The organism is Acidovorax sp. LjRoot74 (assembly GCF_964254355.1).
Classification (GTDB): domain Bacteria; phylum Pseudomonadota; class Gammaproteobacteria; order Burkholderiales; family Burkholderiaceae_C; genus Acidovorax.
In genome coordinates, this window is sequence record NZ_CAXUTI020000001.1 from 4,310,438 (window position 1) to 4,333,796 (window position 23,359).

Annotated in this window: 24 protein-coding genes; 11 read left to right on the forward strand and 13 right to left on the reverse strand. The window is 66.3% G+C overall.

All coding sequences use genetic code 11. The features are described 5' to 3' along the window. Positions 1–23: 23 nt before the first annotated feature. The 4 genes from ACSQ3O_RS20550 to ACSQ3O_RS20565 all read right to left on the reverse strand — a co-directional run bounded on the left by ACSQ3O_RS20550 (position 24) and on the right by ACSQ3O_RS20565 (position 4,560). Positions 24–2,498 carry a PAS domain S-box protein gene (locus tag ACSQ3O_RS20550; protein WP_436140292.1) on the reverse strand — a complete coding sequence of 825 codons (2,475 nt, stop codon included), beginning with the start codon at positions 2,496–2,498 and terminating at the stop codon, positions 24–26. 73 nt (positions 2,499–2,571) lie between these two features. Further along, positions 2,572–3,366 (reverse strand): ABC transporter substrate-binding protein, encoded by a 795-nt coding sequence (locus tag ACSQ3O_RS20555; protein ID WP_436141154.1) that lies wholly within the window; start codon positions 3,364–3,366, stop codon positions 2,572–2,574. Between the two features lie 49 nt (positions 3,367–3,415). Beyond that, on the reverse strand, positions 3,416–4,189 hold the full coding sequence (locus ACSQ3O_RS20560) for an HD-GYP domain-containing protein (protein ID WP_436140293.1): 774 nt from the start codon (positions 4,187–4,189) through the stop codon (positions 3,416–3,418). Then, a complete protein-coding gene (locus tag ACSQ3O_RS20565) occupies positions 4,189–4,560 on the reverse strand; it encodes a response regulator transcription factor (RefSeq protein WP_137745240.1) in 372 nt (123 codons plus the stop codon). The genes ACSQ3O_RS20560 and ACSQ3O_RS20565 overlap by 1 nt, the downstream gene beginning before the upstream one ends. Positions 4,561–4,705: 145 nt before the next feature. On the opposite strand from ACSQ3O_RS20565, the gene ACSQ3O_RS20570 reads away from it, so the two are divergent. Genes ACSQ3O_RS20570 through ACSQ3O_RS20585 form a run of 4 tightly spaced genes read left to right on the forward strand, consistent with a single transcriptional unit; the run spans position 4,706 to position 7,406 of the window. Then, positions 4,706–5,401, forward strand: coding sequence for a response regulator (locus ACSQ3O_RS20570; protein WP_298456246.1), 696 nt, complete (start codon positions 4,706–4,708; stop codon positions 5,399–5,401). After that, complete coding sequence (locus ACSQ3O_RS20575) at positions 5,398–6,147, forward strand: Hpt domain-containing response regulator (RefSeq protein ID WP_436140294.1); 750 nt, start codon at positions 5,398–5,400, stop codon at positions 6,145–6,147. Before ACSQ3O_RS20570 ends, ACSQ3O_RS20575 begins: the two co-directional genes overlap by 4 nt. Before the next feature lie 18 nt (positions 6,148–6,165). Next, positions 6,166–6,855: a glutathione S-transferase family protein gene (locus tag ACSQ3O_RS20580; RefSeq protein WP_436140295.1), complete on the forward strand. Its 690-nt coding sequence runs from the start codon at positions 6,166–6,168 to the stop codon at positions 6,853–6,855. 29 nt (positions 6,856–6,884) lie between these two features. Further along, complete coding sequence (locus ACSQ3O_RS20585; protein WP_436140296.1) at positions 6,885–7,406, forward strand: low molecular weight protein-tyrosine-phosphatase; 522 nt, start codon at positions 6,885–6,887, stop codon at positions 7,404–7,406. A 15-nt stretch (positions 7,407–7,421) separates the two neighbouring features. Here ACSQ3O_RS20585 and ACSQ3O_RS20590 read toward each other — a convergent pair whose 3' ends face one another. The 7 genes from ACSQ3O_RS20590 to ACSQ3O_RS20620 form a co-directional block, all read right to left on the reverse strand. Then, a complete protein-coding gene (locus ACSQ3O_RS20590; RefSeq protein ID WP_436140297.1) occupies positions 7,422–8,495 on the reverse strand; it encodes an XdhC family protein in 1,074 nt (357 codons plus the stop codon). 29 nt (positions 8,496–8,524) lie between these two features. Further along, the gene (locus ACSQ3O_RS20595) at positions 8,525–9,157 is read right to left on the reverse strand and encodes a CoxG family protein (protein ID WP_137745245.1); all 633 of its coding nucleotides are present in this window, start codon (positions 9,155–9,157) and stop codon (positions 8,525–8,527) included. A 36-nt stretch (positions 9,158–9,193) separates the two neighbouring features. Continuing rightward, positions 9,194–10,414, reverse strand: a complete 1,221-nt coding sequence (locus tag ACSQ3O_RS20600) for a vWA domain-containing protein (protein ID WP_436140298.1) — start codon at positions 10,412–10,414, stop codon at positions 9,194–9,196. Between the two features lie 30 nt (positions 10,415–10,444). Continuing rightward, entirely contained in the window at positions 10,445–11,347 is a 903-nt protein-coding gene (locus ACSQ3O_RS20605; protein WP_436140299.1) for an AAA family ATPase, read from the reverse strand. A 194-nt stretch (positions 11,348–11,541) separates the two neighbouring features. Next, positions 11,542–12,333, reverse strand: coding sequence for an FAD binding domain-containing protein (locus ACSQ3O_RS20610; protein WP_436140300.1), 792 nt, complete (start codon positions 12,331–12,333; stop codon positions 11,542–11,544). Positions 12,334–12,344: 11 nt separating this feature from the next. Then, positions 12,345–14,732, reverse strand: coding sequence for a xanthine dehydrogenase family protein molybdopterin-binding subunit (locus ACSQ3O_RS20615; protein ID WP_436140301.1), 2,388 nt, complete (start codon positions 14,730–14,732; stop codon positions 12,345–12,347). A 21-nt stretch (positions 14,733–14,753) separates the two neighbouring features. After that, complete coding sequence (locus tag ACSQ3O_RS20620) at positions 14,754–15,224, reverse strand: (2Fe-2S)-binding protein (protein WP_124515463.1); 471 nt, start codon at positions 15,222–15,224, stop codon at positions 14,754–14,756. Between the two features lie 178 nt (positions 15,225–15,402). Between ACSQ3O_RS20620 and ACSQ3O_RS20625 the strand changes: the two genes are divergently transcribed. Continuing rightward, on the forward strand, positions 15,403–16,587 hold the full coding sequence (locus ACSQ3O_RS20625; RefSeq protein ID WP_436140302.1) for a helix-turn-helix domain-containing protein: 1,185 nt from the start codon (positions 15,403–15,405) through the stop codon (positions 16,585–16,587). 141 nt (positions 16,588–16,728) lie between these two features. Here the strand turns inward: ACSQ3O_RS20625 and ACSQ3O_RS20630 are convergent, their stop codons facing one another. Beyond that, positions 16,729–17,550, reverse strand: a complete 822-nt coding sequence (locus ACSQ3O_RS20630) for a TOBE domain-containing protein (RefSeq protein WP_436140303.1) — start codon at positions 17,548–17,550, stop codon at positions 16,729–16,731. A 39-nt stretch (positions 17,551–17,589) separates the two neighbouring features. Then, positions 17,590–18,033 (reverse strand): helix-turn-helix domain-containing protein, encoded by a 444-nt coding sequence (locus ACSQ3O_RS20635; RefSeq protein WP_436140304.1) that lies wholly within the window; start codon positions 18,031–18,033, stop codon positions 17,590–17,592. Between the two features lie 107 nt (positions 18,034–18,140). On the opposite strand from ACSQ3O_RS20635, the gene ACSQ3O_RS20640 reads away from it, so the two are divergent. The 6 genes from ACSQ3O_RS20640 to modB all read left to right on the forward strand — a co-directional run bounded on the left by ACSQ3O_RS20640 (position 18,141) and on the right by modB (position 23,358). Next, positions 18,141–18,638 (forward strand): DUF2938 domain-containing protein, encoded by a 498-nt coding sequence (locus ACSQ3O_RS20640; protein ID WP_436140305.1) that lies wholly within the window; start codon positions 18,141–18,143, stop codon positions 18,636–18,638. 47 nt (positions 18,639–18,685) lie between these two features. Beyond that, positions 18,686–19,285 (forward strand): flavodoxin family protein, encoded by a 600-nt coding sequence (locus ACSQ3O_RS20645; protein ID WP_137745254.1) that lies wholly within the window; start codon positions 18,686–18,688, stop codon positions 19,283–19,285. Continuing rightward, positions 19,282–19,530, forward strand: coding sequence for a DUF2798 domain-containing protein (locus ACSQ3O_RS20650; RefSeq protein ID WP_436140306.1), 249 nt, complete (start codon positions 19,282–19,284; stop codon positions 19,528–19,530). Before ACSQ3O_RS20645 ends, ACSQ3O_RS20650 begins: the two co-directional genes overlap by 4 nt. Positions 19,531–19,609: 79 nt before the next feature. After that, positions 19,610–21,580, forward strand: a complete 1,971-nt coding sequence (locus ACSQ3O_RS20655) for a sensor domain-containing diguanylate cyclase (protein WP_436140307.1) — start codon at positions 19,610–19,612, stop codon at positions 21,578–21,580. Positions 21,581–21,746: 166 nt separating this feature from the next. Beyond that, on the forward strand, positions 21,747–22,517 hold the full coding sequence (gene modA, locus ACSQ3O_RS20660; RefSeq protein ID WP_436141155.1) for a molybdate ABC transporter substrate-binding protein: 771 nt from the start codon (positions 21,747–21,749) through the stop codon (positions 22,515–22,517). A 160-nt stretch (positions 22,518–22,677) separates the two neighbouring features. Next, positions 22,678–23,358, forward strand: a complete 681-nt coding sequence (gene modB, locus ACSQ3O_RS20665) for a molybdate ABC transporter permease subunit (RefSeq protein ID WP_436140308.1) — start codon at positions 22,678–22,680, stop codon at positions 23,356–23,358. Position 23,359 lies beyond the last annotated feature (1 nt).

Sequence of the window (23,359 nt, forward strand, 5' to 3'; positions counted from 1 at the left end):
GTGGGTGCATGGCCACTGATCGACTATTCCAGTCCGAGGGGTGCGGGCATGGTTTCCGCCTGCCCTCGGGCTGGCAGGATGATGTGGAACGCCGCACCACTGGCCGGCACGTTGCGCGCATAAATCTGCCCCCCCATCGCCTCGACGATCTTGCGGCAGATGGCCAGCCCCAGACCGGTGCCCCCCGAGCCATCCTTGGTTTTGCTCGACTGCACAAACGCCTCGAAAATAGTTTCGATTTCGGACTCCGGGATTCCTGGCCCCTCGTCCTGCACCACCACGTGGGCCTGGCCCTGCGGGTCCATGAAGCCCTGCAGCGTGATCGTGCTTCCCGGAGGCGAAAACTTGATGGCGTTGGCGACCACGTTGCGAATCACCTGCTGAAAACGCAGTGGATCGGCCTTGGCCACCAGCGGCGTATCGGACATGTCCACATCCATCATCAAGTGGCTGCGCTCCAACAGGGGCTCCAGCTCGCGGATGACCGGGCGCACTACACCACGCAGGTCAATACGCTCCAGGTGGAAGGTCCCCACCGTGCTCTCCAGCTTCGAGACTTCCAGCAGGTCGTTCACCAGCGTCAGCATGCGCTTTCCCGCCTGATGGATGTCTTCAAACATCCCCACCAGCTTGGGCTGGGAACGTCCACGCAACATACCCAGCTCGGCAAAACCCAGGATGGACTGCAGCGGTGTACGCAGTTCGTGGCTCATGTTGGCGACGAACTCCGACTTGGCCCGCGACGCCTCTTCGGCTGCGTCCCGCGCCTCCTGGGTGGCACGCTCGGCCTCGCGGAATTCGCTCACATCCATCAGGATGCTGAGTACTCCAGTCACCCGACCGTGTTCGTCCTCAATCGCTGCCTTGGCGATCCGGGTGTCGCGCCGCGACCCATCTCCATGGCGAACCTGTGTCTCCAGCAAGGCCCGCCCTCCCCAGCGAAGCAGTTGGGTATTGGAGGACTGGTGCACCTTGGCCTCGTCAGGCGGGATGCACTGGGCCAGCTCACGCCCCAACATCGTGTCGCGCGACTTGCCCTTGTACTCCTCCCAGGCCTTGTTGACCCGCACAAAACGGTCTTGCCCGTCGGTCACGGAGATCGGCAGGGGGCTGGTTTCCACCAGCAAATCCTGAAAAACGATCTGTGCCTGCAACTGCTGCTGCGCAACCCAGCGCTCGGTGACGTCCACAGCGCTGCCTGCAAAGCCAGCCACACGGCCGTCGGCCAGCAGTGGCACCACAGCCAGCTGGAACATCATTTCCTTGCCTTCCGCAAAACGAGCCAGCACCTGGCATGCCCGCACGCCCTCGACCGAGCGCGGGTCCAGTACTTTGAGCACGTCGTTGCGGCTTTGCGGTTCCACGATCTCCTGCAGCTTTCGGCCAATGGCACTGCCCATGCCACCGCCGGTAAAAGCGGTCCAGCGGGCGTTCACGTAGGTGATGACCCCGGCGGCATCGGTGCGAAAGATCAGCTCCTGCACGCTGCGCATGAGCACCGAGAGTTCGCGCTCGTTCTGGGCTACACGGGCGTGTGCGGCATCTATCGCGCGCCGCGCCATCTCCCGGGTGCGAACGCCGCGCCAGACCGCAAAGGTCAGCCCCAAGACCAGGAGGACCAGTGCCACTCCGATGCCCAGCAACGCACGGGACTCAGCCAGCCACCGCTGCACCGCACTGCGCGAGGCTTCCTCGACTATGACCACCAAGGGCTTGGTTCCCGAAGCGCGAAAACCAACCAACTGGTCCTCGCCCAGCACTCCAGCGCCTCGGTAAGTGGCGTACTCCTGGCGTGGCAGGTACTGCGTGAAGACAGGGATGCGCTGATGAACGCGGGTCCCCATGAGTCCGGCTGCCGCTCCCGAGGTAGCCAGTATCTGTCCGTCGAACGAGACCACCACGGAGCTGAAGCTGTCCGACTCCAATGTGAGATGCTGAAAATTCGACAGCGAATCGGGGTTGAACAATGCCACCAGGACCAACTCGTGCCCGGCTTGGTTTTTGTAGCCGTACAGCATGGGCACAAAAGCCACCCCCGCAGGGGCCTGCACCGCCGGACCATGGAGACGGATACCCTGCAAACTGCGACCTGGCGTCCAGCCCCCCAGCACGGAGCGTCCAATAGCGACCTTGGCCCCCAAGCGGCGCATATCTACGAATATTTCAGCGTCACCGCCTTGGGTACTGGCAATCACCCTCCCGCCAACATCCACCACCGCCAAGCCACGCAGAAATGACAAACCCGTCAGAGCCTGGCCCAAGGCCTCCTCCATGCGACGGGGGTCTGCCGCCGCAGATTCGAGTGCCGGTGCATTGGCCAAGGCCTCCAGGGCCAACTCGGCGGTCTCCACTGTGCGGGTGGCCTGGTCTTCGAGAATGCGCGCCAACATGGCGGCATGGGCCAGATCGTTGGCACGCGTGGCTCGAAAGTCATTCACCGCCAAGGCGCTGATAGCCAGCACGCTGACCAACACCGACAGCCCCCCGGTGATCAACACCAGGTGGCTGGTATTCGAAACCCAGGCTTGTATTCGTGTGCGCAGAGATGCCGGGGGACGGGGATTCGCCATATCAACGCACCACGATTGTGTTCAAGCCATGGTGGCCTGCCGCACGCAGCAACCGGCCATCGGCCTTGATGCGCGAGACAAAGGCATCCACCGTGGCCAACCAGGCGCTGTCCCCCTGCTTTACCGCATACCCGTAGGGCAACACAAAAAAAGGCTCTGGCGACTCGATCAGCCGGGCCCAGTCCGCGTTGTCCAGCAAGCGCCGGCTGTAGGGGTAGTCGGTCATGAACACATCCACACGCCCCGCCACCAGCTCACGTTCGCGCGTGGCAGGCAGCTTGATCTTGACCATCGTGGCGCTCTTGAGGCGCTGGGCCATCACGGGCTCCATGAACGTGCCTGCCTGCACAGCGACCAAGACACCAGGCTTGTCGATGTCAGACCACTGCCGGACCACGACATTGCTTTTGGTAGTGATCGCGTAGATATCGCTGCGCATGTAGGGCTGGGTAAAAGCCAGCTTCTCCATGCGCTGGGGCAGCATGCCCACTGCAAACATCGCCACATCACACCGGTCTTGCCCCAGGTCGTCCATCAGAGTGGGAAAGGAGGACTCCACGTACTCCACCTTGGCCTTGAGGTCACGCCCGAGTTCGACCGACAACTCAATGTCGATGCCCACCAGCTCCTGCGTGCGGGGGTGGCGATAGGTCACACCATAGTAGTCAGGCCAGATGCAGACCTTCACCACAGCCTGGCTCTGTACACGGTCCAGCACCGGGCCCGCAGCAGCACCGCTTGCGCCTACAACCAGCCCCAGCACCGCAGCCAGGCTCCATCGATTCACACGAGACATCAGCATAGGGGTTCCTTCAGTTCCGGCTCTTTTCAACACACATGTTTCGCTAGGGCGAGTCGATCAGCGAATCGAACGATGGGCACTCTTGCGTGATCTTGCAACGCAGTGCATTGATCGCCTCAGCCTGCTCCAGAAAGGCATCCACTACGGCGGGATCGAATGCACGGCCCCGCTCTGCCTTCAGCATCTCCAACGCGTCTTCCACACTGAAGGCGGGGCGATAGACACGGTCCATGGTCAGCGCGTCGAAAAAATCAACCACTGCGGTGATGCGCCCTGCCAGCGGAATCGCATCCCCTGCGAGGCCCTCCGGATACCCCGCCCCGTCATAACGCTCATGGTGGGTCAGCGCCACCTCTGCCGCCATGCGAAAAACGGGGATACGCGAACGCCCCAGTATCTTTGCCCCCATGGCAGCGTGGCCATTCATGATCTGGCGCTCTTCCGGGCTCAGCTTGCCTGGCTTCTTGAGCACGCTGTCGGGTGTGCCAATCTTGCCGACATCGTGCATAGGCGCTGCCTTGCGCAGCATGCGGGCAAAACCCACTGTTTGCCCCAGCGCCAAAGCCAGCGCTTCTGCGAGGTAGCCGATGCGCACGATGTGTATGCCCGTGTCATCGTCCTTGAGATCCGCTGCCGCTGACAGGTGCAACAAGGCTTCGTGGTGAGCGCGGGTGACTTCGCGCAGGGCTTCGTTGCGCTCGCGGTACATTCGGCCGAAGTCGTCCACAAAACGCTCCATCTGCGCTGCGGCGGCTTCGTCGAAACAGCGCACCCCTTCTTCTGTCTGGGGCGCAGGGTCAACAAGAGCGGCCAGCATCACAGTGCCGCCTCCATGCGGTAGATCGTCTCCAGGACCTGCAAGGTGCTGAAGGGCTTCATCAGGTAGTCATCCGCACCGGCAACGAAACCTGCGGCCCTGTCTTCGGACTGCACCCGTGCCGTGAGCATGATGACCTTGGTGTGCCGCATCTCAGGATCGGATTTGATGCGACGGCATACATCCAGACCATTCAAGGCGCCCGGCATCATCACATCCAGCAGCACGATGTCGGGCTGCAGTTCGCGGGCCAGTACCCACCCGGCATCGCCGGTGGCAGCTTCATGGATCTCGAAGTCATCAAATTCCAGCGTCATCTTGAGCAGCTTGCGGATATCCATATGGTCTTCAACGATGAGGATCTTCTTCACAGCGGGCCCCTTTCCAGGACATGAATCAATTGGGAGCAAAAAAACGCGACTTCAGGTGATTTTTTGCGATTGATTGAATCATATCAATGATTTTTATCAAATACAAGAGGTCTTCAACAGAAAAAACCGTCAAAATGCGGGATCTATGCAATCTGACAAATATCCACCGGAGCGCCAGGTGCCGGATCACTACACCACACTGGAAGTCGCCAAGATCCTGGGTATGGCCGTGCGCTCGGTCCAGCTGATGGTGGACCGCAACGAACTGGAGGCCTGGAAGACCCCCGGCGGACACCGGCGGATATCCCGGGCCTCGGTAGAACGCTGGGCCAGCGCCCACGGCCTAGCCGGAGCTGGCGGCACTCCGCCCTCGCCCTCCCCCACAGCATCTACAGCTGCCGTTGCCCCCCTCCCGGTGCCCCCCAGGACGGCTGCCGCTCCAGCGCCCGCACACACACCGCAGATCCTGCTGATTGAAGACTCGGTCCATTTCCAGAATCTGCTGGGGCTTATCGTGAAGCAGCACTTTCCGGCAGCGGCGCTGCAAGTGGCCAACGACGGGATCACGGGCCTGGCGCTGTACGGACAGATCCAGCCGGATGTGCTCATTGTTGACATCCTGCTGCCCGGCATCGACGGGGCCACCTTGATCACCACCCTGCGTTCTCACCCGCAGTTTGCGCGCAGCCACCTCATCGTTGTCACCTCGCTGGACGAATCGCAGCGCGAGCCCTATGCATTTGCCCTGCAGGGCGTGAAAGTGATCCACAAGCCCCGGCTGGTGGCCGAGTTACCCGCCGCCCTCGCGGCCTGCCTGCCACCGGGCCAGGTGCCTTCATGAATCCGCCCCGGGTCCTGCTGGTCGAAGACGACGCCTCCATTGCACGCTTTGTGCAACTGGCCCTGGAAGAGCTTCCCATCGAGCTGGTCACCTGTACCAATGTGCGCGACGCCATGCAGGCGCTGCAGGCCCACGACACCCGGCTCATCATCACCGACCTCATGCTGCCCGGAGAGTCCGGCATTGACCTGGTGCAACGGCTGCTGCATGAGCCAGTCCCCGGCCACCCCATCCCCGTGGCCGTTTTCAGCGCGGGCCTGACGCCGGATGTGCGCGACCAGCTGAGCGCCATGAAGGTCTGGCGCATGTTGTCCAAACCCACCTCGGTGATGGAGCTGGAAGACTGCGTGCGCGACGCCCTGGCGCTGCCCGCGCCCTCACCAACCAGCCAACCTACCGACGGAACCATCCGCACCTCGGCCCATGCGGAAACCACGGCCCAGGCCGAGGCAGAAGCGATTGCCACCCACTTTGCGGGGGACGAATTCCTGTTCAAGGCCTACCGCGCCAGTTGCTTGCAGCAGTTCCCCAACGATGTGCGGCAAGGTGATGCGGCCTGCGCCGCACAGGACTGGCCCGCCCTGCGCCGTCTGGCGCACAGCCTGGCCACGGTGTTGCTGACCCTGGGGCACCCCACACAGAGCGTGCGGGCACGCCAGCTGGAGAACGCCGCCGCCCAGCCCGATCCCCCCCATTGCATGGACCATTGGGGCAAGCTGCGCGCATTCCTCACCCAGCTCCAATAACCTGCACAGGATCACACCATGATCACCCTCCACCACCTCGAAACCTCGCGATCGCAGCGCATTCTCTGGCTCCTGGAAGAACTGGGGGTGCCGTATGAACTCAAGATCTACCAGCGCGACAAGGCCACCAAGCTGGCACCGCCAGCGCTGAAGAAGATCCACCCGCTGGGCAAATCGCCAGTGATCACCGACGGTGGCGAAGTGATTGCCGAGTCGGGCGCGATCATCGAATACCTGGTGGAGACCTATGGTGCCCAAGCCAGCGGTGACCTGGCCCACCTGCAGCCTGCACTGCGCACGCCCGAACACCGCCAGTGCCGCTTCTGGATGCACTATGCCGAGGGCTCACTCATGAACTGGCTGGTGATGAAGCTGGTGTTCATGACCATCCCCACCCAGCCCATGCCTTTCTTCGTGAAACCCATTGCGCGCCAGTTGTGCGGCACGGTACAGAAGAAGCTCATCGACCCCAATGTGGACGGCGCACTGGCTTTCATCGAGGCGCACCTGGCCACCCACCGCTGGTTTGCGGGCGAGCACCTCACCATGGCCGACTTCCAGATGAGCTTTGCCGTGGAGGCCCTGTTGTCCCGCGCCAACGACACCAGCGCCAGCCCCCACTTGCTGGCCTATAAGCTGCGCATGGAAGCTCGCCCCGCCTACCAGCGCGGCATCGCCAAAGGTGGCCCGGTGGTCATATCTGCCTGATCGGCCTGAACACTGCCTGGGTCAAAGACATGCAGGACCGCATCGCCACCTATTCGGTGCTTTTTGTGTGCATGGGCAACATCTGCCGCAGCCCCACGGCCCACGGCGTGTTCCGGCACAAGATGATTCACAGTGGCTTGGCAAACCAGGTGCAGGTGGACTCGGCGGGTACCCACAATTACCACCCGGGCGAAGCGCCAGATCACCGCACCCAGCGCCACGCGGTACAGCGCGGCTATGACCTGTCGGACCTGCGAGCACGCCAGATCACAGATGCCGACTTCGCCCGCCACGACCTGATCCTGGCGATGGACTGGGACAACCTGGCCTTGGCCCAAGACCAGTGCCCACCAGAGCATGCCCACAAGCTGCGGCGCCTGACCGAGTTTTGCCTGCGCTTCGACAGCCCGGTGGTGCCCGACCCGTACTACGGCGGCAGCCAGGGCTTTGAGGAGGTGCTGGACCTGGTGGAAGACGCCTGCGAAGGGTTACTCAGGCATGTGCGGCGGCAGCTGCAGGCGCGGGCGCAGAAGCCACCAGTGCAGCACTGACACTGAAGCCCGGAGCTACCGCACCCCGCACACCAGCGCGCCGGGGTCGTTGTGCGCTTGCTCCCGCTCGTTCTTGGCCCGTGCCACTTCCACATCGCGCGGCAGGGCCACACCGTTCTTCACGGCCAGGATCTCGGCCATCACACTCACCGCGATCTCGGGTGGCGTCTTGCTGCCGATGTAGATGCCAATCGGCCCGCGCAGGCGTGCCAGGCTGGCCTCGGTCTGCTCGAAGTGTTCGATCATGCGCGCCCGGCGCGCCTCGTTGTTGCGGCGCGAGCCGATGCCGCCCACGTAGAACGCCTCGGTGTTCAGCGCCTCCAGCAGCGCCAGGTCGTCGAGCTTGGGGTCGTGCGTGAGCGCCACCACGCAGCTGCGGCGGTCGGGCTTGAAGGCCTGCACCACGTCGTCGGGCATGTCGCTCACCACTCTGGCGCCAGGCACGCTCCAGCTGCCCCGGTATTCCTCGCGCGGGTCGCACACCGTCACAGCAAAACCGTTGAACAAGGCCATGGTGGCCAGGTACTCGGTGAGCTGCCCGGCGCCGATGAGCAGCATGCGGTACTCGGGCCCGAAGGTATTGGTGAGCTGCGCCGCATCCACCGCCAGTTCTTCCGGCGCCTGGGTGGGGGCCAGGGTCACGGCACCATCGGACAGGCGCACCGTGCGCCGCATCAGGCGCCCGACCTCCAGCGCGGCAATCAGCGCTGCCAGGCTGTCGGGGTCCGGGTCGTATTCCAGCAGCAGCTCCAGCGTGCCGCCACAGGGCAGGCCAAAGCGGTGGGCCTCATCGGCGCTGATGCCGTACTTGACGAAAGACGGCGGTCCGCTGGGGATGCTGTGGGCACCGCCAGCCGTTGCCGCAGCCGCCTGCGCATAGGCACGGGTGTGGCGGTCGATCAGGTCGTCCTCGATGCACCCGCCAGACACCGAACCCACCACAGCGCCATCCTCACACAGCGCCATGATGGAGCCCACGGGCCGGGGCGACGAGCCCCAGGTGCGCACCACCGTCGCCAGCAGCGCGCGGCGCCCGGCGGCACGCCAGCCCTGCAAGGTGCGCAGCACCACAACGTCCAAATTTTCCATGACTCGCTTCCTCTGGCTACCCGGATCACTCAGCCGCGATTGAACCACCAAGCCAGCAACACCAGGGCCCCCGCGCCAACACCCCACGCCCATGCAGGGATACCCCCGCCCTGGATGGCATCGCCTCCCGCACCCGGTGGATTGACAGCTTCGGCCTGCGCGGCATCCGACGCACCAGCTTGCGGAACCTCGGCACGCGGATAGCGGCGCTGCATCTCGTCGTCGAAGCGCTTGAAGAAGTCTTCCGCCATGGTCTTGGCGGCGCCGTCGATCAGCCGCTGGCCCAGCTGGGCGATCTTGCCGCCCACGGTGGCGTGCACCGTGTAGTGCAGCTCGCAGCCGGTCTGTCCCACCCCGTCCACAGCCAATGGCACCAGCTTGACCTGGGCATTGCCCTTGCCAAAGCCCGCCACGCCGCCCGAGCCATCAAAGGCGATGTGGTAGCTCTCGGGCGGCACGATGTCCGACAGCGTGATCTTGCCCGCGAACTTGGCCGACACAGGCCCGATCTTGAGCGCCATGGCCACGGCGTACTGGTTGTCACCCGTGGGCTCGATCTTGTCGCAGCCGGGGATGCACAGCTTGAGGACCTCGGGGTCGTTGAGCGCCTCCCAGGCCTGTTGCTGGCTCACGGCAAGGGTGCGGCTGGCTTGCATTTCCATGGTGGGTTCCTCTTGGTGTCTGATGTCTGAAATCGGTCATTGCCGCAGCACACTGGCCAGGCTGGCCGCCAGGTCCTGCAGGCGGCTGAGGTTGTGCACGGCGAGCATGCCGTGGGCCTGGCGGTGCAGCTCGGCCGCCCCCCGTGCCGTGGGCGCATAGCCTTCAAAGCGCAGCAAGGGGTTGAGCCACAGCAGGCGGCCGCAGTGGCGGCGCAGCCAGGCCAGCTCCTGCACCAGCACTTCGGGGGTGCCGGTGTCCAACCCGTCACTGATCAGCAGCACCAGCGTGCGCCGCCCCACCAGGCGCCGTGCATGCTGCTGCCGCAACTGGGCCAGGCTGTCGCCCATGCGTGTGCCACCGGCAAAGTCGTTGATGGCGTGGCTGGCCACCTGCAGCATGGCGTCGGTGTCGGCCAGGCGGAAGGCGGGGGTGAGGTCGGTCAGCCCCGTGCCAAACGCAAACACGTCGCGGCGCACGGCGCCCATGGCCCCAGTGCGGCGCGGCGCCGTTGCGGCATGCAAAAAGGCCAGCAGCAGGCGCGCGTAGCGCTCCATGGAGCCCGACACATCCACCAGCACCAAGAGCGGCAGGGCTTGCTGGCGCCGCTGCAGCAAGGGCACGCGCAGCACCTCGCCGCCGCTGCGTGCGGCCAGGTGCATGGCGCCCGGCCAGTGCGGGCGGTGGCCCCGCGCGCCGGGGCGGGTGCGGCGGGCCGCGTAGTGCGGCAGGGGCAAAGGAATCTCACGCGCCAGGCGCTCCACCAGGATGTATTCGCTGGCCGAGAGCTGGTTGAAATCGGCCTGCCGCAGGCGCTGCAGGTCGCTGGCCGTCATGGCGGCGTCAAAGTCCACCTTGTCTTCTTCGCGCGGCGGCGGCGCGTTGCGCGCTGCGCGCACCGGGGCCAGCGCCTCGCTCACGCGCGGGCGGCGCTTGGCGGGCTCGGCTTTGGACTCGGCGCTGGGCAGCATCTGCGCCAGCAGCTTCTGGGCCACGTTGGGGTTCTTGAAGTAGGCATCGAACAGCTCGCGAAAGACCAGCCGGTCCTGTTCGCGGCTGACCAGCACAGCCTCCAGCGCCGCGCAAAAATCCTCGCGCTGCAGGCCCACCAACATCACCGCCTGCTGGGCCAGCGCCATGCGGGCGGCGTCTACACGCACCCCGGCGCGGCGCAGGGTGCGGCCAAAGCCGCTCAGGTTGTCGGCCAGCTTGCCGGTGCGGGCATCGCCGAGCTGGGAGATGGTTGCGCCCTGGACCATGGCAACGCCTTCAGACGGTTTCACGCGGTGTCAGGCATCGGCGGCTTGCAACAGCTGCACCGCCATGTCGCGCGTAAGCGCCGCCACATCCTCGCGCTGCTTGAACAAGATACCGGCCGTGTCAGACACCACCTCGGGGTCCACCACGATGGTGTCGAGCGCGACCAGCGCCTTGGCCCACTCCACGCTCTCGGCAATGCCCGGCGCGCGCTGGAAGGCGTTGGCAAATGGCTGGCTGCGCAGGCGGCCCACAAACTCGGCAACCTGCTGCGCCAGCGCGGCGCTGGCACCCGGCACCTGGGCGCGCACGATGGCCAGCTCGCGCTCGCGCTCCGGGTAGTCCAGCCAGTGGTAAAGGCAGCGGCGCTTGACGGCGTCGTGCAAATCGCGCGTGCGGTTGCTGGTGAGCAGGGTGACGGGCGTGGCCGTGGCACGCACGGTGCCGATCTCGGGAATGCTGACCTGGTACTCGCCCAGGTATTCGAGCAGGAAGGCCTCGAAGGGCTCGTCGGCGCGGTCCACCTCGTCGATGAGCAGCACCGCGCCGGGCGCGGGGGCCTGCAGGGCCTGCAGCAAAGGACGGCGGATGAGGTAGCAGTCCTGATACACCTCGCGCTCCACCTGCGCCATATCGGCAGTACCTTTACCTTCCGCCGCACGCATGTGCAGCAGCTGGGCGGCGTAATTCCATTCGTACAGCGCCTCGCGCTGCTCCAGGCCGTCGTAGCACTGCAGGCGGATCAGGCTGCGCGCCAATACTTCCGACAGCGCCTTGGCCAGCGCTGTCTTGCCCACGCCGGGCTCACCCTCCAGCAGCAGCGGGCGCTGTAGCTTGAGCGCCAAAAACACCGCCGTGGCCAGGCGCCGGTCGGCGAAGTAACCCACGCTTTGCAGCGCTTGCACCAGGGCATCGACGGTGGTTGGCAAACTCATTGCTACTCTTTATATAGCTACCAGCGCTTGATGGACGCGCGCAGGAGGCCTATTTGGCTATCAATTGATCTTGTCGGCAAGGCGCCCAGGCTCTGGCAGGTGCTGTCCGGACAGTTGCCACGACCCGCACCACGCGCCATAGATCGGGTGACGCCCTGACGGGACCACCCGACCTGCGGTGCTGCGCGCCCTGCTCAACCGAGCATCTTCTGCACGGCCCTCTGCGTCTGCACGCTGATGAGGTTGGCGCGGTAGGCGGCACTCGCGTGGATGTCGCTGTTCAGGTCGCTCGCGTCGATCCTCACCGCTGCTGCCGCTGCGGGCGTGAAGCTCTGGCCCAGCGCCGCCTCCAGCGCCGCATGGCGGAACACGCTGGTCGCCGCGCCGGTGATGGCCACACGCGCGCCGCTGTCGGTCTGCGCCACAAACACCCCCACCAGCGAGAAGCGCGACGCAGGCTGCTTGAACTTCATGTAGGCCGCGCGCTTCGGGATGGGAAAGCGGATGGCGGTGATGATCTCGCCCTCTTCCAGCGCCGTGGTGTACATGCCCACAAAGAAGTCGTCGGCCTTGATCTCGCGGCGGTTGGTGATGACCGTGGCGCCCAGGCCCAGCACCGCGCTGGGGTAGCAGGCGGCGGGGTCGTTGTTGGCCACCGAGCCGCCCAGCGTGCCGCGTGCGCGCACCTGGCGGTCGCCAATGTGCGCGGCCAGGTCGGCCAGCGCAGGGATGGCGGCCTTCACATCGGCGCTGTTCGCCACGTCCATGTGGCGTGTCATGGCGCCGATGACGAGGGCGTTGCCGTCGCGGCGTATGCCCGCCAGTTCAGCCACGCCGTTCAGGTCCACGATCTTCTCGGGGTTGGCCAGGCGCAGGCGCATGGAGGGCAGCAGGCTCTGCCCGCCCGCCAGCAGCTTGCCGCCCTGGGCGATGAGCTGCGCGGCAGCTGCGGTGGAGGTGGGCGCTTCAAAGGTGAATGCGTACATGGTCGATCTCCTTATGCCTTGGCGCTTTGGATGGCTTCCCACACGCGGTGGGGCGATGCGGGCATGTCGAAGTCCTTCACGCCCAGGGGGCGCAGGGCATCGAGCACGGCGTTGATCACCGCCGGGGGCGAGCCGATGGCCCCGGCCTCGCCGCAGCCCTTGGTGCCCAGCGGGTTGTGGGTGCAGGGCGTGCAGACATGGCCGAGCTTGAACTCGGGGAAGTCGTCGGCGCGCGGCATGGCGTAGTCCATGAAGCTGCCGGTGAGCAGCTGGCCCGTTTCGCGGTCGTACACACAGTTTTCCAGCAGCGCCTGTCCGATGCCTTGCACCAGCCCGCCGTGCACCTGGCCCTCCACGATCATGGGGTTGATGATGGTGCCGAAGTCGTCCACGGCGGTGAACTTGTCCACGCGCGTGCTGCCGGTGGCGGGGTCGATTTCCACCTCGCAGATGTAGGTGCCTGCAGGGAAGGTGAAGTTGGTCGGGTCGTAAAAGGCGGTTTCGTTCAGGCCCGGCTCCAGCTTGTCGAGCGGGTAGTTGTGCGGCACATAGGCCGTGAGCGCCACCTGGCCGAACGGGATCTTCTTATCCGTGCCGCGCACGGTGAACTCGCCGCCGCTGAAGTCGATGTCAGCGTCGCTCGCTTCCATCAAATGCGCGGCAATCTTCTTGGCCTTCGCCTCGATCTTGTCCAGCGCCTTCATGATGGCCGCGCCGCCCACGCTGATGGAGCGCGAGCCATAGGTGCCCATGCCAAACGGCACGCGGCCCGTGTCGCCGTGCACGATGTCCACGTTCTCCACCGGGATGCCCAGGCGTGCCGCCACCACCTGCGCGAAGGTCGTCTCGTGCCCCTGGCCGTGGCTGTGCGAGCCGGTGAACACCGTCACGCTGCCCGTGGGGTGCACACGCACCTCGCCGCATTCAAACAGCCCGGCCCGCGCACCCAGTGCGCCGGCAATGTTCGACGGCGCAATGCCGCAGGCCTCGATGTAGCTGCTGTAGCCAATGCCGCGCTTGAAGCCCTTGGCCTCGCTGGCCGCCTTGCGCGCCGCAAAGCCCGCCACGTCGGCCAGTTGCTGCGCCTGCGTCATGCATGCGTGGTAGTCACCCACGTCGTACTGCAGCGCCACGGGTGTCTGGTAGGGCCAGCTGGTGATGAAGTTGCGCTTGCGGATCTCGTCCTGGCCCAGGCCCATCTCCCAGCCGCAGCGCGTCACCAGGCGCTCCAGCAGGTAGGTGGCCTCGGGCCGGCCCGCGCCCCGATAGGCATCCACGGGTGCGGTGTTGGTGAACCACGAATCCACCTCCACGTACACCTGTGGCGTGGTGTACTGCCCCGCCAGCAGCGTGGCGTAGAGGATGGTGGGCACGGCGCTGGCAAAGGTGCTCAGGTAGGCGCCCAGGTTGGCGTGGGTGTGTACGCGCATGGCTAGGAACTTGCCGTCCTTGTCCATGGCCATTTCGGCGTGGCTGATGTGGTCGCGGCCATGCGCGTCCGACAGGAAGGACTCGCTGCGGTCGGCCACCCACTTGATGTTGCGGTTGAGCTTCTTGGCGGCCCAGGTCAGGCACACGTCTTCGGCATACAGATAGATCTTGGAGCCGAAACCGCCGCCCACGTCGGGCGCAATCACACGCACCTTGTGTTCGGGCAGGCCCATCACAAACGCCGTCATCAGCAGGCGCTCGACGTGCGGGTTCTGGTTGCTCACGTACAGCGTGTACTCGTCATTGGCGCGGCTGTAGCTGCCGATGGCCGCGCGCGGCTCCATGGCGTTGGGGATGAGCCGGTTGTTGATCAAATCCAGCTGGGTGACATGCGCAGCGTTGGCAAACGCGGCATCCACCGCGCCCTTGTCGCCAATCGCCCATTTGAAGCAGTGGTTGTCGGGCGCGATGTCGTGCAGCGCCGCACCCGCCACCGCACCGGCAGCGGCATCGGCCACGTTGACCACGGCGGGCAGCACGTCGTAGTCCACCTCCACCAGCTCGGCGGCGTCACGCGCCTGCTGCAGGGTCTGTGCCACCACCATGGCCACATGGTCGCCCACATAGCGCACCTTGCCCTGCGCCAGGATGGGGTGCGGCGGCTCCTTCATGGGCTCGCCGTTGGTGCTGGTGATGAGCCAGCCGCAGGGCAGGCCGTTGATGTTGTCGGCCGCCACGTCAGCGCCCACAAACACGCCCAGCACACCCGGTGCGGCCTTGGCGGCACTGGTGTTGATGCTGTTGATGGCGGCATGCGCATGCGGCGAGCGCACAAACACCGCATGGCTTTGCGCGGCCAGCACCACGTCGTCGGTGTACTGGCCTGCGCCGGTGAGGAAGCGGTAGTCCTCCTTGCGCTTGAGCGATTCGCCAATGTGCGGCAGCTTGGAAAAGTCGGATGCACCCATGGTCGTTCTCCTTTTTCCTGGTTAAGCCGATGCCATGGCCTTTTGGCCGACCTGCACCGCACGCACGATGTTCTGGTAACCCGTGCAGCGGCAGATGTTGCCCTCGAGCAGCTCGCGGATCTCGCCTTCGCTGGCGCCGGGGTGGTTCTTGCACAGGTCCACCGCACTCATCACCATGCCCGGCGTGCAGAAGCCGCACTGCAGGCCGTGGCACTCCTTGAACGCCGCCTGCATGGGGTGCATGGTGCCGTCGGCGGCGGCCATGCCTTCGATGGTGGTCACCTCGGCGCCCTGGGCCTGCACGGCGAGCATGGCGCAGGATTTGACGGCGCGGCCGTTGACGTGCACGGTGCAGGCGCCGCACTGGCTGGTGTCGCAGCCCACATGGGTGCCTGTGAGCGCAAGGTGCTCTCGCAGCGCATGGACAAGCAGGGTGTTGGGAGGAACGTCAACACTGGCAGCGCGCCCGTTGACCGTGAACTGGACTTGCATCTGGCTGTCTCCTGGAAGGGTTTTTGGCTGGATAAGCCAGCGCATCTTGTGCCCGCGACCCAGGCACACCCCTAGGGACAACCCTAGATTTCCGGGGCCCCTCGCTGGATATTCTCAAAATGAAACATGTTGCAGCGCACACCGGCGCATCATGCTCAGCTCAAGGATTCAGATCACCATGCTGTCCTCCGCCCCCAGCTCCACCGCCCACCGCCACGCGCTGATTGCGCAGGCCCGCCAGACCCTGCTGGTGGATGGCGCTGCGCCCCTGCGCGCAGAGGTGGAGCCCTGGATTGCGCGGTCGTGGCAGCGCTGCCTGGCGCAGGGCATGGACCCCACGCAGCGTGTGGTGTTCGAGGCCGTCAGTGCCCCGGCGCTGCGCCACAGCCTGGAGCAGAACCACGCCCTGCTGCGCGCGGCCCGCCCCGTGCTGGAGCAGCTCACGCGCGCCATCGCGGGCATGCGCTACTTCGCCATCCTGACCGACGCCCGGGGCACCGTGGTCGAGGTGCAGGGCCATTGCGACCCCAGCGACCCGCGCGCCAGCAGCATCGGCCGCGTGGGCATCGACCTCTCGGAAGCCGCCGTGGGCACCACGGCCATCGGCGCGGCGCTGGCCGAGTTGCAGCCCGTGTGGCTGCACCGGGGCGAACATTTTCTGGACGACAACGGCAGCTACAGCTGCGCGGGCGCACCGCTGTTCGACCCCGAAGGCCGGTGCATGGGCATGCTGGATTTGACTGGCATCGACGTGCCCGAGCGGCCCGAGCTGCGCCACCTGGTGGCGCGCTCGGCCCGCGCCATGGAAGACGCCCTGCTGCTGCAGCGGCCCCATGCCCTGCTGCTGCGCATGAACTGGCCCGGCTGCACGCTGGGTGGCGAAGGCGATGGCCTGCTCGCACTCGACGCCGATGGCTGCGTGGTGGGCGCCAACAGCATGGCCCGCCAGCTGGTGCCCCAGCCCCTGCGCGCGCCCGGCGCGCCCACCCACTGCAGCGACCTGCTGGCCATGCCCTGGACCATGCTGTTCGACGCGGCCCGGCGCCACCCCGCGCAGCCACTGGACCTGCCCCTGTGGTCGGGCCTGCGCCTGCAGGCCCTGGCGCAGTGGCCTGCCCACCCCCGCCGAAGTAGCCATGGAGGCCATGGAAGCCTTGGCGCTTCCACCTCTTTCAACCACAGCGGGGCTGCGCCCCTGGCGCCCACATCGCCGCCCGTGGCCGCACCGCTGCGCGAGGCCGAAACCGCCCTGATCCGCCAGGCGGTACAAGACGCTCGGGGCAACGTGGCCGAGGCCGCCCGTGCGCTGGGCATCAGCCGTGCCACGGTGTACCGCAAGCTGGGCACGCCCAAAGGGACATGAGCGGCGCTGCGCCAGCCCTACCCCGCGCGCACGCTGCCCGCCACCGTCGAAAATTTGAGTCAAAAAGGGCTTCTGCGCGCGACCCTATTGCCTTATAAGCTATCAAACAAATAGCAAACAAGTAATCCAACAGGCCGCTGATCAGAGTTCCGCCAGTGCCAGCACCACGGCGTTTTCTTCGAGCACCAGCACCACGGCGCTGCCCGCGCGCAACCCGCTCTGGGGCGCGGCAAAACCCACCATGTGCAGGCCCGCCGCCAGCTCGGCCGACACCTCATCGCCCGATTCGCCGCGCACCACACGGGTGGCCCGTGCGGGCAACCGGTGGGTGCCTGCGGGCGCGGCATCGGCAGTGGCGGTAGCAGGCGCCGCACGCCCGCCACGCTCCACCCGCACCGCCGTGGCCTTGCACAGCGCCAGCACGGCCAGGCCCGGTTGCAGGCCCAACAGCTCGGCACTTTCGCGGGTGATGCGCGAGGCCAGCGACACGGCGCCTGCTGCCCCACCCAAGGCGCCTGCGCCCTCCCCCTCCAGCCGCAGGTGCACACACACGATCTGCCCCTGCACCACAAGCCGGTCCACCACACAGGGCAGCTGGTTGCGCATGCTGGTGCGCACCGCCAGCCGCGCCAGCGCCGGGCCCGCGTGGGGCGTGGCCTGCCAGCGTGAGAGCACGGCGCCCCGCGCCTGCGCCATCGCTTCGGCGGCGGCCAGCAGCTGGTGACCCGCCTCGGTCAGTTGCGCGCCGCCGCCGCCCGCCCCGCCCACAGCGCGGGCCACCAGCGGTGTGCCCGCGAGGTTGGTGAGTGTGTCCACCGCCTGCCACGCGGCCTTGTAGCTCACGCCCACGGCGCGGGCGGCCTGCGAGATGGAACCACAGGCGCCAATCTGCCGCAGGATGTCGATGCGTTTGTCGGTCAGCGCGTGGCCCAGCGCGTCCGTGAGGGAAAGTGAAGCAGGCATGGGCTGATGATGCCTCACCGGGCTGTCCGCACAGGGCCTTCAGGCCGCCTTGCGGCGCAGCCCCGTGACCGGCTTGGCCCGCTTTTGCTGGCGCGCCAGCGCGCCGTCCGCCGCTGCCTTCAACAGCCGCTGGAAGGACGGGCATTGCGCATGGCTCTCGGCCGGGCAGGCGGCGGCGTGGCGCAGGCCGTTGCTCATGGCCTTGAGGCGCTTGACCATGGCGTCCAGCTCGTCAGCCTTGGCAGAGAGCAGCTGCCGGTCGATGCTGGGCTCGCCGCCGGGCAGGAACATGGAGCGGATCTCGTCCAGCGAGAACCCCGCCGACTGCCCCAGCGCAATCAAAGCCAGCTGGTCCAGCACGCCGGGCGCAAACCGGCGGCGCTCGCCGGGCGGGCCCACCGAGTGCACCAGTCCCTTTTCTTCGTAGTACCGCAGCGTCGATGCCCGCAGGCCCGAGCGTTTGGCGACTTCTGCAATGTCCATAAAAACACCTCCAACAAACCCTTGACTTCAAGTTGACTTGAACTTTTACAGTTCATTTAACCGTGAATTCAACCCGTTTTCACGTCCACCGTCCAAGGAGTTTTTTTATGGCTTTTCAATGGCAAGACTTCCCCCTCGCCCTGCTGATCGGCGTGGGTGCCACCGCCGTCATGGATGCCTGGCTGGTACTGCTCCAGCGCCTGGGCGTGCCCACGCTCAACTTTGCGTTCATCGGCCGCTGGGTGGGCCACCTGTTGCGCGGCCAGTTCGCCCACGCGGCCATCGCCAAAGCCAGCCCCATCCAGGGCGAGCAGGCCTGGGGCTGGCTCACGCACTACGCCGTGGGCGTGGGTTTTGCCACGGTGTTGGTGGCCATCCAGGGCGCGGACTGGGTCCGCAGCCCCACCCTGCTGCCCGCACTGGCCCTGGGCATCGGCACCGTGGCCGCGCCCCTGCTGGTGATGCAGCCGGCGATGGGCGCGGGCTTTGCCGCATCGCGCACGCCCACGCCGCTCAAGAACTGCCTGCGCAGCCTGGCCAATCACACCGTTTTTGGCTTCGGCCTGTACCTGTCCGCGCTGGCCATCGCACTGATTTCACGATGACCTCTTCCGCGCCTTTCCTCAGAAATCACCCCAACGGAAACCACACCATGCAACACATCGCCATCATTTATCACAGCGCCCACGGCCACACCGCCCACATCGCGCAGCAGGTCTGCCAGGGCGCCCAAGGGCTGCCCGGCATCCACGCCGAGCTGGTCCGGGCCGAAGACCTGGCCCACACCCCCGACGCCCTGCTGCGCTACGACGGCGTCATCCTCGGCTCGCCCACCTACCTGGGAGGGGTGTCCGGGCCGTTCAAGTCTTTCATGGACGCCACCGGCCGCCTGTGGAAAACGCAGCAGCTCAAGAACCGGCTCGCGGCAGGCTTCACCGTGTCGTCGTTGCCTGCGGGCGACAAGCAGTCCACGCTGCTGTCGATGTTTGTGTTTGCCATGCAGCACGGCATGGTGTGGGTAGGCAACCCCATCCTGCCCGAGCAGCATGCCGGTGTGCCGTATGACGAGGCCGCCAACCGGCTGGGCTCCTGGTCGGGCCTGATGGCGCAGGCAGGCCACGGGTCCCCCGCCGATGCCTTTGCGCCGGGCGATGTGAAAACGGCCCGGATGTTTGGCCGGCATTTTGCGCAGACCCTGCAGCGCCTGGGTACCGTGGCTGCACCGCAGCCCCACGAGGAGGTCACTGCGTGATCCCCGCCCGCTATGCCCCTTTGCTGTTCAGCCTCATCCTGTCGGGATGCATGTCGCTGCTGGTGTCGGGCATCTCCACCTGGCGCACGCTGCCGCCCGACCAGGGCTTTGTGGGCCTGTGGATGGGCGCCTGGCTGACCGGATGGCTGTTCGCCCTTCCGGCCGTGATGCTGGCGGCCCCGCTGGCGCGCAAGGCCGTGGCCTGGCTCACCACACCCCGCGCCACGGGTCTGCACCGCCCCTGAAACGCGGCAGCAGCCGCAGCCTGGGGCCTACGGCAGAACCGCGTTTCGCCGCGCCCCAAAAGCGGCTACGCTGCGGGCCATGCACCCCACCACGCTCCCGCCGCGCACCCTGCGCCTAAGCTTGCGCGTCTGGCTGCTGGGCCTGTCGCTGCTGACCACCTTGCCGCTGCTGGTGTTCGCGCTGTCGGTGGTGTGGGAGTTCAAGGAATTCCAGCAGCGCACCCTGGTGGAAGAGCTGGAGCGCCGCAGCGATGAGCTGGCGCACACCGTGGCCGAAAAGCTGCAGAGCACCCTGGGCACCCTCAATGCTCTGGCCGAGTCCGATGCCGCCCTGGCGGTGGACGCGCCCGGCCTGTACCTCCACGCCAAGCGTGTCGTCGCGCGCGACCCCGACATCCGCGCGATCACCCTGGTCACCCGGGACCGCATCTTGTTCCTCACGTCCGCCCCGTTCGGCCGCACAGGCCTGCCCGCGAACGCCGCCGACCGGGTGGAAGCAGCACTGCGCACCCAGAGCCCCAATGTCTCGGGGCCGTTTCCCTCCCCGGTGAGCCCCATCCAGGTGGTCGCACTCACCGTGCCTCTGGCACGCGAAGGCGAAGCCACCTACGCGCTGCGCGGCATCCTGGCCGTGGATTCGCTCAACAGCCTGGTGGCAGCAGAGCGCCTGCCCCCAGGCTGGATCGCAGGCATTGCCGACGCCAATGGCACCGTGGTGGCCCGCAGCCACGATGCGGCGCGGTATGTGGGCCAACCGGCCAGCGCGTCGTTCCGGCAAGGCATTGTCTCTGCTGGCAAGGCAACTCCCTTCCTGGGGTCCACCCTGGAGGGCACGCCCACCATGAACCTGGTGCGGCCCGTGTTCGGCTTTGACTGGTACTTGGGCGTGGCGGTGCCACAAACCATCCTGCACGCCCCGCTGACCGACATGCTGTGGCACATGGCGGGCCTGGGCCTGTTGTGGGTGGGGCTGTCAGTGGCGGCGGCCATGGCGTTCTCGCAGTACCTGCTGCGCCAGATGAAAGCTGTGGCCCACACCATGGACGGCGCTGCCTATGCACGCAAGGGGCCCGTGCCCCTGCGGGTGTCGGAGCTGGCGGCCATCGTCGAGCAGTTTCATGCCACCCAGCGCAGCGAGGCCGCCATGCGTGGCGACCGCGACGTGGCCGTGAGCGCCCGCGCGCAGGTGCAGGACCTGTACGACCACGCACCCTGCGGCTACCACTCGCTGGACAACGAAGGCCGCGTGCTGCGCATGAACCAGACCGAGCTGCAATGGCTGGGCCTGCCGCTGGGACTGGTGCAGGGTCGGGCCTACACCGACTTCCTGACACCCGCCAGCCAGCAGATCTTCCGCGACCGTTTCCCCCAGTTCATGCACGAAGGCCACATCAAGGACCTGGAGATGGAGCTGCTGACCGCATCGGGCACGGCCATGCCCATCCTGGTGAGCGCCACCGCCATCCACGACGCCCAGGGCCGCTTTATCGCCAGCCGCTCCACCGTGTTCGACCACACCGAAAAGAAGCGCGTGCAGGCCCAGCTGGAGCGCATGGCGCGAAGCGACGCACTGACCGGCCTGAGCAACCGGCGCGACTTCTATGACAAGGCCGAACATGAAATCGCACGCAGCCGCCGCAGCATGCAGGTGTTCTGCGTGCTGATGCTGGATGTGGACTTTTTCAAGAAGATCAACGACGAATACGGCCACGCCGGGGGCGACGATGTGCTGGTGCAGCTGGCGCAGCTGCTGGTGGCCCAGCTGCGCAGCGTGGACCTGCCCGCGCGCATCGGTGGCGAAGAGTTTGCAGTGCTCATGCCCGCCACCCCGCTGGCCGAAGCGGTGAACGCGGCCGAGCGCCTGCGCCGGGCCCTGCAGACCACCGCCGTGGCCCTGCGCGATGGGCGTGCGGTGCACGTCACGGCCTCCCTGGGGCTGACGCAATGGAACCCCGGCGACGCAGACATCGAGGCCACCCTCAAGCGGGCCGATGCGGCGCTCTACCGTGCCAAGGCCCAGGGGCGCAACCAGGTGTGCACCGAAGACTGACCCGCATCAGGCATCGGTGCCGCGCGGCAGTACCACCGGCGGTTTCTCCCCTCTCGGCACCCCACCGCTTTCCCCTGGGCCAGCCCAGCATTTGCTGCCGGGCCCGTTGTAGATGTCTATACTCGCTATTCCAATAATGAATAGCGAAACCATCGCGCCCACCGCCATGCTCCGCCACCCAGCTCCCGCGCTCCGCTCTCTCGTTGGTTTGATCGGCCTTGCCCTGGCCACCGTGCATGCAGCGCATGCCGACACCGTCTCCGTCGCCGTGGCCGCCAACTTCACTGCCCCCATGCAGAAGATCGCCACCGCCTTCGAGGCCGACACGGGCCACAAGGCCGAGTTGTCGTTTGGCGCCACCGGCAAGTTTTACGCGCAGATCACCAACGGCGCACCGTTCCAGATCCTGCTGTCGGCCGACGACACCACCCCGGCCAAGCTGGAAAAAGAAGGCAAGGCCGTGCCCAACACCCGCTTCACCTACGCCATCGGCACGCTGGTGCTGTGGAGTGCCCAGCCTGGATATGTGGACGCCCAGGGCGCCGTGCTCAAGACCGGTGACTTCAAGCACCTGGCCATTGCTAACCCCAAGCTGGCCCCCTATGGCCTGGCTGCCATGCAGGCCATGGACAAGCTGGGCGTGACCGCCCGCGTACAGCCGCGCCTGGTGCAGGGCGAGAACATTGCCCAGACCCACCAGTTTGTGGCCACCGGCAACGCGCAACTGGGCTTTGTGGCGCTGTCGCAGGTGATGGCGGACGGCAAGATCACCAGCGGCTCGGCCTGGCAGGTGCCCGCCGACCTGCACGAGCCCATCCGCCAGGATGCCGCCCTGCTGGAGACCGGCAAGGGCAATGCAGCGGCCCTGGCGCTGATGCAGTACCTCAAGGGCGACAAGACCAGGGGCATCATCAAGCCCTACGGCTATAGTTTCTGACGGGCGACTGCTAAAACTCTCCTGGCGTCGTTGCCCCGCCTTGCCGTACTTTCAGTACTGTCTGCGACGGAGCGCCTAGCCAGGACCGCTGCGCTGAGTTTTATCAGACGCCTGGAAGCGCCGTCAGCACTCCAATTACCTCAGAGCTCTTCAACCTTCCATGCCTTTCTCCAGCGCCGATCTTGCGGCCATTGGTCTCACGCTGCGGCTGGCGGGCACCACCATGGTGCTGCTGCTGGTGCTGTGCACGCCGCTGGCCTGGTGGCTGGCACACACACCGTCGCGCTGGCGCGGGCCCGTGTCGGCCGTGGTGGCGCTGCCCCTGGTTCTGCCGCCCACGGTGATCGGTTTTTATCTGCTCGTGACCCTGGGGCCCCATGGCCCCATCGGGCAGTTCACCCAAAGCCTGGGCCTGGGCACGCTGCCCTTCACCTTCTGGGGGCTGGTGGTGGGCTCGCTCATCTATTCGCTGCCCTTTGCGGTGCAGCCGCTGCAGCACGCGTTTGAAAGCATCGGCACACGCCCGCTGGAGGCTGCCGCCACGCTGGGCGCGGGGCCCATCGACCGGTTCTTCACGGTGGCGCTGCCGCTGGCACGCCCGGGCTTCATCACAGCAGCCATCCTGAGCTTTGCGCACACGGTGGGCGAGTTTGGCGTGGTGCTCATGCTGGGCGGCAACATCCCCGGCGTGACGCGCGTGGTGTCGGTGCAGATTTACGACCATGTGGAAGCGCTGGAATACACCCAGGCCCACTGGCTGGCTGGCGGCATGGTGGTCTTCTCGTTCCTCGTGCTGTTGGGGCTCAACCTCACGCGGCGCCGCGCGTCCATGGTGTCCTGAG